Genomic DNA, 13,408 nt, shown 5'->3' on the forward strand with positions numbered 1-13,408 from the left:
ATTATTTCCCCAGCACCTCGTCCGCATGATCAAGTGCTGCCTCGATATTCGGGCAGAAATGATCGCGTCCGATCATATCCACAAATCCTGCCTTCTCCATCACGTGCATCGGCTGCTCGTTGACATGGGACAAAATCAATGTAACGCCGTTCTTCTGGCAGCGCTCATAGAGGGCAACCATCGAATTCATCGCTGTACTGTCAACTGCCGGAACGGCACGCATACGAAGAACCAGGCATTTCGTCTCCTCGCGGGTTTCAATCTGGTTGATGCGGTCTGCTGCACCGAAGAACAGCGGTCCTGTAATCTCATAAACAGCCAGTTCTCTCGGAATCTCCCGCAAACGTGCCTGTTCTTTCATGGCTGCTTCTTCATCTTCTGCAGCTGCCGCTAAGAGCTGTGCCTCTTCCACTGAAAGCTCTTTTCCGGCTTTTTTCGCTTTTCTTACTTCCTGCTCTTTGCGCTTCTGCTCCTCTACTTCTTCGACATAGAGCCAGCTTCTGACGCCCGTCTCATCGCTCATCCGCTTCATAAACAGCAGGCAGGATAACAGCATACCGATCTCGATCGCTACAACCAGATCGAAGATAACGGTTAAGAAGAAGGTCATCACCAGAACCGCAATATCACTCTTCGGAGCCGTCTTGGTCAGACGGACGAAGGTTCTCCACTGACACATATTGTAGGCAACCATAAACAAGATTGCCGCGATGGTCGGCATCGGGATCCAGCTTGCACACGGCATCAGAACTACCAGAATCAGAAGCAGGACAACCGCATGAACCATGCCTGCAACCGGGGTACGGCCGCCATTTTTGACATTGGCTGCGGTACGCGCGATCGCGCCCGTCGCCGGAATACCGCCAAACAGGGCGGAAATAATATTACCCGCGCCCTGTGCCACCAGCTCCGTGTTGGAACGGTGTTTTCCGCCGATCATGCCGTCCGCTACCACGCAGGAAAGCAGAGACTCAATCGCCGCCAGAACTGCAATCGTAAACGCATCCGACAGGGAACCCTGAATCACATCGTAGCTGAACACCGGCAGACGGAACGCCGGAAGCTTGTTGCTGACCGTGTAAAGGTCGCCGATCGTATTCACATGCAGCGGCAGGAATTTTACCATTAAAATACCTGCAATAACCGCTACCAGCGATCCCGGAATTTTTTCCGTGATCATCGGCATCACGATCAGAATCGCCAGACACACCACGCCGACGATGATCGCGTGCAGGTTGACACTTCCGAATCCAGCCGCGAACGCTTTCAGCTTCTGCATCGTCTCGATCGTCTCCATGCCTGCCGGATAGGTTACGCCAAAGAAATCCTTCAACTGACCGATGACGATCGTCACCGCGATACCGGAGGTAAAGCCGGTCGTGATTGTAAACGGAATAAACTTAATCAGTGAACCAAAATGGCAGAATCCCATGATAACCAGGATAATACCTGCCATGATCGTCGCAACTGCCAGTCCTTCCACGCCGCTCTTCGCCACGATACCTGCCACGATCGTTGCAAATGCCGCCGTTGGACCTGCAATCTGTACCTGGCTGCCGCCTAAAAATGAGATCACAAATCCGGCTGCAATCGCCGTGTAGATACCCTGTTCCGGACCTACACCCGAAGCCAGCGCCAGCGCGATCGAAAGCGGCAGCGCGATGATCGCCACGATGATACCCGCTACCACATCTGACATCAGCTGTGCGCCGGAATACTTCTTCAATGTTGTAAACAACATTGGACGTATTTTTTCCATACCTCAAACTCTCCCTTTTTCTTCCCAATTTAAACAAAAAGTAATTGTCAGCCCTAAAAAGAACCGACAATTACCTATTATACAGCAAAATAAGGGGGTGTCCAGTTTTTTCGAAGTTTTAACACAGGAATGCTTCCGACTTGTTACTGGGCACGTATGCGTAAACAGTAACTCAGACTTCTAGATAAGCAGTTGTTAAATTTCTTAGTTGTGATTTTTTTGTCAAAATGACGGATTTGTAAAATTTCTGTCACAAACTTCCGGCTATTTTTTCGATTGACTTTCCTTTAAAAAAGTCTATAATTCGTACTTATAAAAAGCATTGAGCAGGACACGATTTCCAATTCTCCACGTTTTCAGAGAGCTGCCGGGCGATGAAAGACAGTAACGCCGATGGAAATTATCCCCTGTGAGCTGATCGGACAAACGCATGCAGGATACCAGTAGTCCGGTTCGGATTCCTACCGTTAAAGAGGAACATATTCAGAATGATGGATATGGCTGAGAGATCGGCTTTACAGCCGGTAAAAGAAGTGGTACCGCGGATGCTTATGCCTCCGTCTTCTTGAACTTTTAAAAGTTTCAGGAGGACGGAGGCTTTTTTGTTTCCCCGCTCCCGAAACTCCGGCAAACTGCCGGGACACTAAAAACCATTTGACCTATGGGAATGGAGGTATCTTTATGAACACATTAGTTATCGTAGTTATCGCAGCCTGTTGTCTGGCGGCTGGTTATCTGCTCTACGGCAGATGGCTCGCCCATAAATGGGGCATTGATCCAAACGCCAAAACACCGGCCGTCACAAAAGAAGATGGTCAGGACTATGTTCCGACCGATGGCTGGGTTGTATTTGCCCACCAGTTTTCATCCATCGCCGGTGCCGGTCCTGTCACCGGTGCTATTCAGGCGGCTGTCTTTGGATGGGTTCCGGTCTTTCTCTGGATCATCCTCGGCGGCATCTTTTTCGGCGCTGTTACCGATTTTGGTGCCCTGTACGCCAGCGTTAAAAATGAAGGCAAATCGATGGGACTTCTGATTGAACAGTACATCGGCAAAACCGGTAAAAAGCTGTTCCTTCTGTTCTGCTGGCTCTTTACTTTAATTGTAACCGCCGCTTTTGCCGACATGGTTGCTGGTACATTCAATGCATATGAGACGATAGACGGCGTGACCAGCTTATCCGCCGCCGCAACTGTCAACGGCGCAGCCGGAAGCATTTCCCTTCTGTTCATTGCCTTTGCCGTTGTATTTGGACTGATTCAGAAAAAGGCTCAGTTCCATGGCTGGAAACAGACCTTGCTCGGACTTGTCTGCACGGTAGCTGCTTTCGTCATCGGCATGAACTGCCCACTCATTACCACCAAGGCGAACTGGTCCTACATGGTATTCGCTTACATTTTCCTCGCAGCCGTTCTTCCTATGTGGCTTTTGATGGAACCGCGTGACCTGATGACAACCTTTATGTTTGCCGGTATGATTATCGGTGCCGTCGTTGGACTGCTTGTCGCACATCCGGCAATGAACCTGGCGCCTTACACTGGTTTCCACAATGAGAAATCCGGTGACCTGTTCCCGATTTTGTTTGTAACCGTTGCCTGCGGCGCCGTATCCGGTTTCCACAGCCTGGTTTCCTCGGGTACTTCCTCCAAGGCAATCACCAATGAAAAGGATATGCCGAAAGTTGGCTTCGGCGCTATGCTTTTGGAAAGTTTACTGGCTGTCCTGGCTCTGTGCGTTGCCGGTGCTGCCGCTTCCGCTGATGGCACGCCTGCAACCGGTACTCCGTTTGCTATCTTCTCCTCCGGTGTTGCCGGATTCCTGGAGATGTTCGGAATCCCAGTTTACGCTGCCCAGTGCTTTATGACGATGTGCGTCTCCGCACTTGCCCTGACAAGCCTGGATTCCGTTGCACGTATCGGACGTATGTCCTTCCAGGAGCTGTTCAGTGTCGATGACATGGAACACGCCGAAGGATGGAGAAAGCTTCTCTGCAACAAATATTTTGCAACGGTTATCACCTTGGTATGCGGCTACATTTTAACCCAGATTGGCTATTCCAACATCTGGCCGCTGTTTGGCAGCGCCAACCAGCTGTTAAGCGCCCTGGTTCTCATCACCCTGTGCGTCTTCTTACGCGTCACCGGCCGTGAAAACCGCACGCTGCTGGTTCCACTGGTTGTTATGCTGTGCGTTACCTTCACCGCACTCGTTGAGCGCTGCATCGCACTGGTAAAGGCTTACAATGCCGGAACCGCTGTCTTTATGGTAGAAGGACTGCAGCTTATCATCGCGGTTCTGCTGATGGTTCTGGGTGTCATTATTGTGGTTCATTCCGGTAAAGTACTGTTTTCGAAATCGACTGCTTCGAAGACAGAAAACGATAAAAGATCTGAAATGAATAAACCGGCGCATTGCTAATGATTTCATCAAAATCAAATTATAACCCGACTATAGGTACCAAAAAGGGAGTCTCTCGCTCACGAAAAGAGACTCCCTTTTTTGGTATTTTTTAATTCTATTGATAACCACTCTGCTGCTATATGATGCCAACTCTTCACTTCTGAATCTTTCTCACCGCGAATAATTGGCACTTTTGTTACTGTTCACGCATACGTGCCCAGTAACGCACTTTTTTCTATTCTTTCATCTTTTCTCAAATTTCTCTGGTATTTCCCCTGCATTTCGTCTATAATAGAAAGCAAATTTTTCAACCGAACACAGCGCTGACAGGCGTTGTATCAGACAGGAGGAGACATGGATATTGTATGTTTAGATCTAGAAGGTGTATTAGTGCCGGAAATCTGGATCGCATTTGCTGAAGAAACCGGAATCCCGGAGTTAAAACGCACCACCCGCGATGAGCCGGATTATAACAAACTGATGAATTACCGTTTAAACATCCTGCGCGAGCACGGACTGGGACTCAAGGAAATTCAGGAAACGATCTCTAAAATTGATCCGCTTCCGGGCGCAAGGGAGTTTTTAGACAAATTAAAAGAAATCACTCAGGTAATCATCATCAGCGATACCTTCTCCCAGTTTGCCGGACCTCTGATGAAGAAACTTGGCTATCCGACCATCTTCTGCAACTCTCTGGTTGTCAGCGAAAATGGTGAGATTACCGATTTTAAGATGCGCTGTGAGAAATCCAAATATACAACCGTCAAAGCACTCCAGTCCTGCGGCTTCGAGACGATCGCCAGCGGCGACAGCCACAACGACCTCGCCATGATTGAGGCAAGCAAGGCGGGCTTCCTCTTCCGCACGACGGAGGAGATCAAGGCAGAATATCCGCAGATTCCGGCCTATGAGACGTATGATGAGCTGTTAGAAGCGATTAAAAAGGTATTAGCGTAAACATTCCGTATTTTCATAATTGCATATGCAATCGTAAAAGCAGCCCCCGGAATCCACACTCCGGGAGCTGCTTTTCAATCGTTTATCCTCTCAAATGTTCACTGATTATTTTTCAATAAATAACTGTTTTACATCAAATGCCTCGTCGATCATGCCGGATTCATACATGAAATCAGCGGTCTTCTGGAAGCCTTCTTTGTCATCATCTGTGATCTCGGTAGAGAAATCATAGAGATCGTACATACTCTTCACCGCATCGACATCCAGATCCAGCTCATCGGCTACGATCTGCATCGTCTCATCCGGTTTTTCTTCCATGAAATCAGCAATCTCGGTCTGTGCTTCTTCCAGCTTCTCGATGATCTCCGGGTGCTCGTCATAGAATTTCTGTGTCACTGCCACTGCAATGATCGCCTTAATCAGGCCTTCGCCGTCGGCTACCAGGTGGTAACCCTGCTGCCCTGCATTGTAAGCAGTTGCGCCAGCAACCAGAGCCACGTCTACACTGCCGCCGTCCAGACCTGCTTTTGCATCCGGGATCGACATATTGACATAGTTGACGTCGTCGATCGTCATGCCAGCCGTTGCCAGATAGGAAACGAGAAGCTCATGCAGGTTGGTTCCGGTCGGTCCTGCGATTGTCTTTCCTCTCAGGCTTTCCGGCGTCGTCAGGGACTCATCCTTAGAATACATACAGAATGCCTTCGGAGAACGGCTGTACATATTTAATACCTTGATATCCGCTCCATTTGCTGCAGACAGAATCACCGAAGTACCGCCAACCGCATACAAAACCTGCACATCGCCGGAAGCCAGCGCCTGTGTCTGATCTGCCCCGGAGGTCAGCTCCGCATAATCAACCTCAATCCCCATATCGCCAAATGTTTTTTCAAAAATACCCTGATTTTTCTCGATGATCGTCGGCACATTGAGCGGAGAAGTTACATACGTAAAGGTCAGCTTATCCAGATCAGATTCTTTCGCTGTCTCCTCCTCGGCTGCCGCCTCCTCTGCGCTGGTTTCTGCCTCTGCCTGCGTGCTCTCAGCCGCATCTTTTGTACCGGAGCAGCCTGCCAAGGAAGCTGCGGTAAGGCAGAGTGCCATTCCCATTGCCATCCATCGTTTCATCATAATCGTTCCTCCTCTAAATAAAATGTAAATTATTTATAATATCCCTTTTCAGGGTTATCATCTCATCCTCCAAAAGATTCCTCTCTTCCTGCGGCGCCTTGACCTCATAGAGCGCTTTGACCATGCCCTTTTCAATGACCGCAATCTGGCTTCCCAGAATCAGTGCCTCATCGATGCTGTGCGTCACAAACAGAATGCTCGCACTGCGCTCCTGCTGGACGCGCAGAAGCTCTTTCTGCATCTGTTCCCTTGTAAAATAGTCAAGCGCGGCAAACGGCTCATCCATCATGATAAAGGTCGGCTCATACGCCAGCGCCCGCGCGATCGCCGCCCGCTGCTGCATTCCGCCGGAGAGCTGTGCCGGATATGCTTTTTCAAATCCAGATAATCCGACCGTGCGGATAACCGCCTCTATTTTCCCCGGATCTGTCTCCTTTTTTGAAAGCCCGAACACCACATTTTCCCAAACGGTCAGCCACGGCATGAGGCGCGGTTCCTGAAAGACAAATGCCGTCTTATGGGCGCTCTCCCAGCGGATCTCTCCGCTGTCCGCCGTCTCCAGTCCTCCGGTCAGCCGCAGAAGCGTCGTTTTCCCGCATCCGCTCTGCCCCAGAATCACGGTGATTCTCCCCGCCGGAAGCGACAGGTTGATCCCGTTTAAAACGGGAATCTCCCGGTTATCCACCCGGTATGTTTTATGAATATCAATCAGTTCAATTCCAGCCATTTTCCCCGGATCCTTTCAGCACAAATCCTATCATCCATCCAAACAGGCGGTCCGTCACATATCCGACTGCCCCGATCACCAGAATCCCCACGATCACCTTGTCGGTCCGCGACATCTGCTGTGCAAATAAAATCATATGTCCAAGCCCGGTGGACGCCGCCACCATCTCCGCACCGATAATGGCGCGCCAGCTATAGCCAAGCCCGATCCGCATTCCGACCAGAATATCTGCCATCGCATAGGGCAGAATGATGCGGAAAAATTTGCGGCGCTTCGAGTAGCCAAACATATCGCCCACTTCCAGAAGTTTCGAATCGCACCCGGTAAATCCCTTCACGATATTTAAGTACATCGGGAAAAAGGACGCCAGCACAATAATCACCGTCTTCGTCGTCTCTCCGATTCCGCACCAGAGAATCAGCAGCGGAATCATGCTGAGCGGCGGGACATTGCGGAAAAACTGCACAATATACTCATAGTAAACGCTGCTGCCCGGAAACAGCGCCCTGAACATTCCCAGCACAAAGGCACACAGGAACGCAATCGCAAATCCCTTCATGACACGCAGGAAACTGATTGAAATATCCCGCCACAGTTCCCCGATTTTCACCATTTTTAAAAAGCTCGTCCACACCCGCGCCGGGGACGGCAGCACATACGCACTGACCATCTCCATGCGGCAGACCAAATACCAGATCAGAAATACCGCTCCGATTCCCAGCGCCGGACCGAAGTATTTCTGCCAATTATCCTTGAATTTCTTCGTTTCTTTCATTCTTCCCATTCTTTTGCCGCAATTCATGCATTTTCCGCTTCTTCAAGCGTTTTCCATGAACCGCAGCTTTCTCTCACTCTGTCTGCACGCCATCCCCGTGATGGCATCCATCCTTACAATACAAAAGTTCCAGCAGATCCGCCTGCTTCCAGCTTCCGCTCTCCACATATGCCCGGATTTTCTCCGGACTGCTGACACTCTCTACCTTCGCCGCCTGTCCATCTTTCCGGCAGATTCCCGCAAAATACCCCGGCGGAATCGGGCTGTCTTCGATCGCCCGGACGCGCACCTCACCGCCCGCCAGACGATTCCATGCGATAAACCGCGTATTCTCAAGTCCCAGCGAATTTCCAAGCACCGCAAGACTCTGGCATGGCGTCGTGATGATCTTCTCCCCATCCGCCAGATCCGGACGCGTGCTTAATTCCCGCGCACAGTGAAGTAAAATCGGCTCGATCGGGGCAACTTTCAGGTTTTCAATTCCAGATTCGTTTTCCGGCTCCTTCTGTATCTCTTCAAGCAGCCGAACCGCCTCCGGACAGCGCGCATCCGCAAGCGTCACGCCCGCCCGCAGACTAGCTTCATATCTTTCCCGGACGATCCGTCCCCAATCGCCCCGGCACTCGACCCGCGTCAGACCATGCCGTTCTAAAAAACGCTTCAGCGAATCTTCCTCACACATCCCGGCAGAAACCGGATTTATCCACAAATACTGCATTGTTTCTCCACTCTATCCAATCAGGCTGCCTAGCTTTCACACCTATGCACCTAGTTTACTTCGTTTTCACGTTCCCTGCAAGTTAGTTTTTTCTAACTAGCTTATCATAGCAAAAAATCGATATATTGTCCAGTTTTGATTGTAAACTTTTACAATTTTATAAGTTGACACTAGCCGGTAAAAATGATAAAATCGGTTTTAATGATTCCTATTTTCATACATCTTTAATAGGTTTTGTTCCGAACGGATTCCTGTTTTTATTGAATCCTATAAAAAAATATGCCTTGGCACATCCTCGCGGAGCGTTTTTTGATTGGAAAATGATGGAATTTAGTTACTTCTGTTTACTGCTGGCATACCATCTGCTACATAACTTCAAACAGAGCGTCTTTTCATGGGACGCTCTTTCTATGAAAAAAGGTTTTAACCAGTTCACATATTTACCGTGAAAACCAGCTAAAACCATTTTTCATTACAGCATATTAATAAACCCGGTCGATACCAGGAAAAGAACCAGCATGACAGCCGGCACAATATACCGGATTAAGAAGCTGTACATACCTGCTCTTGAAAAATGTTCCCCATTTTTCTCGACTTCTTCCACGATCCACTTCGGTCCGACCACCCATCCAATCAGGATGCTGGTTAAGAAGGAAATGATCGGCATAAGGAAGCTGTTGCTGATATAATCCATCACATCAAGCAGCTGTCCGGTGGAACCGTTCGGCAGCTTCAACTCAAAATACAGAACATTGTAGCCCAGACAAATGAGAACCGCCGTGAGCAGGGAATAGATTCCGACCATCACACACATCTGTTTTCTCGTCTTTCCAAACACTTCCATGCAGTTGGCAACCAGCGTTTCCATGACAGAAACGCAGGATGTCAGCGCCGCAAAGCCAAGCATCAGGAAAAATGCAAGTCCCACGATATGACCGGCGCCGCCCATCGCCTGAAATACCTTTGGAAGCGAAATAAAGGTCAGACTCGGACCGGACGCCATGCCGTCGCGTCCTAAAAATACAAAGACCGCCGGAATAATCATCATGCCGGACAGAAGCGCCACACCTGTATCAAAAAATTCAATCTGGTTGGTCGCCTTATTCAAATCGATCTCATCTTTGACATAAGAACCATATGTTACCATAATTCCCATCGACACACTCAGTGAGAAAAAGAGCTGGCTCATCGCATCCAGCAGTACTTCCAGAAATCCTTTTACCGTCAGTCCCGTAAAATCCGGGCGCACGTAGACGAGGAATCCCTGTATTCCCGTCCGGACCGTCCCATCCGCGTCCGTGTAGGAAAGCGTCAGTGAAAAAATCGCGATTCCGATGACTAACAGGATCAGTCCCGGCATGATAAAACAGGAAAATTTCTCAATTCCCTTCTCCACACCTCTGTATACAACCCAGATTGTGAGCGCCAGAAAGATTCCCGTGAAAATCAGCGGCGCATTCTTTTCCGTGATAAACGATGTAAAATATCCGTCCTCCGCCACATCCCTGCCGGATGTCGTCAAATACTCAAAGAAATATTTCGTGATCCATCCGCCGATGACCGAATAATACGTCATAATTAACATCGGAACCAGAAACGTCAGGTATCCAACAAACTTCCACTTCGGATGCAGCGTTCCAAACGCCCGCAGCGCATTCTCCTTCGTTCTTCTGCCGATCGCCACATCCGTCGTCAGAAGTACAAATCCAAATGTCACCACCAGCACCAGATACACCAGCAGGAACAGTCCGCCTCCGTCTTTCGCACATAAATACGGAAAACGCCAGATATTTCCTACACCGACGGCACTTCCGGCTGCTGCCAGCACAAACCCCAGCGAACCGCTGAAGCTGTTTTTCTTTTTTGCCATTTACTTATAACCCCCGTGATTGTAACTTTTATGTCCGTCTCCCGCGGACATAGACAGCTTCTATTCTACCTGTTTTTATTAGAATTACAAGTATCTGCCAGCAATTTTCCCCTCAAATTTCCCCCCCTCCCGCTTTTCTTCCCAGCCGTCCCATCGTTACTGTTCACGCATCATGCCCAGTAACGGAATTTGCCGTGGCTTCGCATTTAATTTATTTCCTCCCTTTCTTCTCTACTTGCCTGCCTTATCATCTTCTGCTAAAATTAAAAAGATAAAAACAGAAATTTTCTCATGGAATGAGGCATATACACAATGAACAACAATCAAACATTCCCGCGTCTTTGCCGGGTTTTAGAAATATACGAAGCCGATTTTGGCTGTGAAGAACGCCCGGACGGACAGGAAACGATGGTCTGTGTCCGTCTGCTGGACACAACTGAAAATGCAAACCTCTCAGAGCATCCAGAATATACGATACGCACCGCGGATCAGGCACTCTATGATACCGGAATCGATGAGGGCGATCGCGTCTGGTTTGACCCGGAATCCGGGCAGATTGAGAAAGCGGCTGAATCACACTAAAATATAAAGAGTTACAAAGGAATATCAAAATGGAACCATTTTACTATAATCACATGAACAAGAACCAGCAAGCCGCCTACCGCGCCATGCAGCAGGGGCTTACCAATCTCTCCGACGAATTTCAGATTCCGCGCCTGGAGGGAAAGGATTTAAGCAATGTATTTTTTGAACTGCGGCTCGATCACCCGGAGATTTTCTGGGCTTCCGGCTTTAAATATAAGTATTACCCAGATTCCCCGAACCTGATCCTGATACCGGAATACCTCTTTGACAAGGGCAAGATCCGCGAACATCAGAAAGCGATGGACGCCCGCGTCGAAAAACTTGCCCGCCCGGCAATGAAGCTGACTGAACTGGAAAAAGAACGCTATATCCACGATTTTATCTGCGAACACGTTCACTATGACAAATTAAAAAAGCCCTACTCCCATGAGATCATCGGACCTCTGGGACAGGGCGTCGGCGTCTGCGAGGGCATCGCCAAATCGGTCAAAATTCTTTGTGATACGCTCGGCATCTGGTGCATGATCGCGCTCTGCGGCAATAACCCTGAAAAGGGCATCAAATACCGCCATACCTGGAACATCGTCAAGATCGGAAAAACGTACTACCATCTGGACGCTACCTTCGACAACAGTCTCGGCAAATGCAGCCAGACAGGGGAGGAAATCCGCTACGATTACTTCAATCTCGACGACAAGGCGATCTTCCGCGACCACGAACCGCTCATCGCCCCGGCGCCTGCCTGCACGGACAGCAACCATTTCTATTATAAAGAAAAGAAGCTCTCCTTTACCAAACAGGAGGATGTATACAAGCGCTCCTTACAGGCGGCCAAAAAAGGAAAAACACTGACGTTTCACTGGCGCGGCGGCTATCTGACAAAGGAAGTTCTGCGTGAACTGCTCGACCTAATCGAAAAAGCCGGAAAAGAACGGCAGAAAACAGCCCTAATCAAGCTTAACTGGCCCCAGGCTGTCCTGCGCATCCGCTATACCGATGAGGCCATCCAGCCGATTGTCACCATGGAGGAAGCAAATGAAGGGGAAGAAACCCCGGAAGGCACAGCGTCTTTATAGTTCGCTGTGCTTTTCCGCGGAGCATTTTTGTGTCATAGGACGAAGTTTCCTATGACATGAAGATTCTAACAATCATAGGGATCATCTTCCAAAACCAGATCCTGATGTTTATCAAAGCTGCCTGCCAAAGGAGCTTATCCAGAAAGTTTTACGTTATTTTTTTGCTATACGTCAATGATTAGGATGAAATTTCTTAGAATTTTTCTCAAAGGAACTATTGCTATAGTCTCTCTTTTACTTCCATAACTGGGCACACACCAACTCCAGTACACTTCCCGCGATACATCTCGCCTTGTCCGAGATCAGAAAACAGTTGGAAAGTTCCTCTTTTCTCGGATCAACATCTGCTACCTTGAAATGTTCCGTCACCAGATAACCATCCCGCAAAAGACCTCGCAGAATGCCCGTGATCTGTGTCTGAACCAGAAGTTTCGTTCCGTCCTCCTGCCAAATCTCCGCGATCGTGTCCCCGGCTTCGACGATATCACCGATCACACGCACATTTTTGAAAATACCCGCTGCCTGTGCGTGAATCACCCGCTCTGCACCGTATCCACCGATCACGCCCGGAATCCCTGTATTCGGGATCGCCGCACCCTCGCGGATAATTCGCCCCAGCCGGTGACCGCGCTTTGTCTCCACCACAACATCCACATCCTCACCTGCCGTAAAGCCCGGACCAAGTGCAATCGTGAGCGGTGCCATATCCCGGCGGGTTCCAAGATTTCGCTTTGCCAGAATCGCATCGATCACAACAGCCGGTTTCAGCGCTCCAATCGACACACCTTTCGGATCAATCAAAATCGGCACGCTATTTTCCTGCCAGACCGCTTCTGCCTCCTCATATCGATCAATCCGGACAGCACGAAGCCCCTCGACCTCAGTTGTTTTTGTATAAACCGCCTCACACAGAGCTACCTGTCGCCGGATCGCCGCCGGATTTTCAATCTCCAGCACCAGCACCCGAAGCCCTGCCGCCCAGAGCCGGTGAATCGTCCCAGTTGCCAGGTCACCGCCGCCGCGCACAATAATTAAATCATCTCGTTTCATGAGGATGCCTTCTCCTATCTCACTTTTGTTACTATTATTTCCATTACCTGTTTATGCAGCTTCTTCTTCAAATAATTCTTTTGATTTTGTTTTCTGCTTTTAGAGTAATTCTTTTTACTGCCACACACACGACACCTTATCATAAACAGAAGTATCTATCCGTCCGCTCCACTGCTCCCACTCTTCCGGACGCATCCGCCACGCAAGACCACAGCCGGCAGAAATCTCCCTCGGAAGTGGAATTAAACGTCCCGGAATGCCCGTTTCCATACATCGTTTTTCCCATTCCATCGCCGCCACAGTTGTCTGAAAGGACAGTACGATAAATGGATGTTTTTCTCTCATACTACCAATTTCTCC

12 protein-coding genes and 1 other annotated feature are annotated in these 13,408 nt (G+C 49.3%); of the genes, 4 read left to right on the forward strand and 8 right to left on the reverse strand.

The features are described from left to right. Nucleotide 1 precedes the first annotated feature (1 nt). Nucleotides 2-1,759 (reverse strand): SulP family inorganic anion transporter, encoded by a 1,758-nt coding sequence (locus tag DW739_RS08175; RefSeq protein WP_117796187.1) that lies wholly within the window; start codon nt 1,757-1,759, stop codon nt 2-4. 313 nt (nt 1,760-2,072) lie between these two features. Further along, nucleotides 2,073-2,327: a binding site (T-box leader), on the forward strand. Between the two features lie 113 nt (nt 2,328-2,440). Between DW739_RS08175 and DW739_RS08180 the strand changes: the two genes are divergently transcribed. Both DW739_RS08180 and thrH read left to right on the forward strand, forming a co-directional pair. After that, the gene (locus tag DW739_RS08180) at nt 2,441-4,177 is read left to right on the forward strand and encodes a carbon starvation CstA family protein (protein ID WP_118742901.1); all 1,737 of its coding nucleotides are present in this window, start codon (nt 2,441-2,443) and stop codon (nt 4,175-4,177) included. Between the two features lie 336 nt (nt 4,178-4,513). Then, the gene (gene thrH / locus DW739_RS08185) at nt 4,514-5,116 is read left to right on the forward strand and encodes a bifunctional phosphoserine phosphatase/homoserine phosphotransferase ThrH (protein ID WP_022359071.1); all 603 of its coding nucleotides are present in this window, start codon (nt 4,514-4,516) and stop codon (nt 5,114-5,116) included. Nucleotides 5,117-5,221: 105 nt separating this feature from the next. Here thrH and DW739_RS08190 read toward each other — a convergent pair whose 3' ends face one another. The 5 genes from DW739_RS08190 to DW739_RS08210 all read right to left on the reverse strand — a co-directional run bounded on the left by DW739_RS08190 (nt 5,222) and on the right by DW739_RS08210 (nt 10,337). After that, nucleotides 5,222-6,247 carry an NrtA/SsuA/CpmA family ABC transporter substrate-binding protein gene (locus tag DW739_RS08190; protein ID WP_347560698.1) on the reverse strand — a complete coding sequence of 342 codons (1,026 nt, stop codon included), beginning with the start codon at nt 6,245-6,247 and terminating at the stop codon, nt 5,222-5,224. Between the two features lie 13 nt (nt 6,248-6,260). Further along, the gene (locus DW739_RS08195; protein WP_117796190.1) at nt 6,261-6,974 is read right to left on the reverse strand and encodes an ABC transporter ATP-binding protein; all 714 of its coding nucleotides are present in this window, start codon (nt 6,972-6,974) and stop codon (nt 6,261-6,263) included. Further along, entirely contained in the window at nt 6,961-7,749 is a 789-nt protein-coding gene (locus DW739_RS08200; RefSeq protein WP_118742937.1) for an ABC transporter permease, read from the reverse strand. Before DW739_RS08200 ends, DW739_RS08195 begins: the two co-directional genes overlap by 14 nt. A 73-nt stretch (nt 7,750-7,822) precedes the next feature. Next, complete coding sequence (locus tag DW739_RS08205) at nt 7,823-8,467, reverse strand: hypothetical protein (protein ID WP_118293482.1); 645 nt, start codon at nt 8,465-8,467, stop codon at nt 7,823-7,825. Between the two features lie 472 nt (nt 8,468-8,939). Further along, the gene (locus DW739_RS08210; protein WP_118742902.1) at nt 8,940-10,337 is read right to left on the reverse strand and encodes a sodium-dependent transporter; all 1,398 of its coding nucleotides are present in this window, start codon (nt 10,335-10,337) and stop codon (nt 8,940-8,942) included. Nucleotides 10,338-10,649: 312 nt separating this feature from the next. Here DW739_RS08210 and DW739_RS08215 point away from each other — a divergent pair, with 312 nt between their 5' ends. Further along, entirely contained in the window at nt 10,650-10,919 is a 270-nt protein-coding gene (locus DW739_RS08215) for a hypothetical protein (protein ID WP_107000531.1), read from the forward strand. 29 nt (nt 10,920-10,948) lie between these two features. Next, nucleotides 10,949-11,998 carry a transglutaminase domain-containing protein gene (locus tag DW739_RS08220; RefSeq protein ID WP_118742903.1) on the forward strand — a complete coding sequence of 350 codons (1,050 nt, stop codon included), beginning with the start codon at nt 10,949-10,951 and terminating at the stop codon, nt 11,996-11,998. A 234-nt stretch (nt 11,999-12,232) separates the two neighbouring features. On the opposite strand, the gene yqeB is transcribed toward DW739_RS08220, so the two are convergent. Together yqeB and DW739_RS08230 are read right to left on the reverse strand one after the other, a co-directional pair. Then, nucleotides 12,233-13,048 carry a selenium-dependent molybdenum cofactor biosynthesis protein YqeB gene (gene yqeB, locus DW739_RS08225; RefSeq protein ID WP_107000533.1) on the reverse strand — a complete coding sequence of 272 codons (816 nt, stop codon included), beginning with the start codon at nt 13,046-13,048 and terminating at the stop codon, nt 12,233-12,235. A gap of 114 nt (nt 13,049-13,162) precedes the next feature. Continuing rightward, nucleotides 13,163-13,393: a DUF3343 domain-containing protein gene (locus DW739_RS08230; RefSeq protein ID WP_118491640.1), complete on the reverse strand. Its 231-nt coding sequence runs from the start codon at nt 13,391-13,393 to the stop codon at nt 13,163-13,165. Between the last annotated feature and the right edge of the window lie 15 nt (nt 13,394-13,408).

It is taken from the genome of Clostridium sp. AM28-20LB (assembly GCF_003480665.1).
Classification (GTDB): Bacteria; Bacillota; Clostridia; order Lachnospirales; family Lachnospiraceae; genus Otoolea; species Otoolea fessa.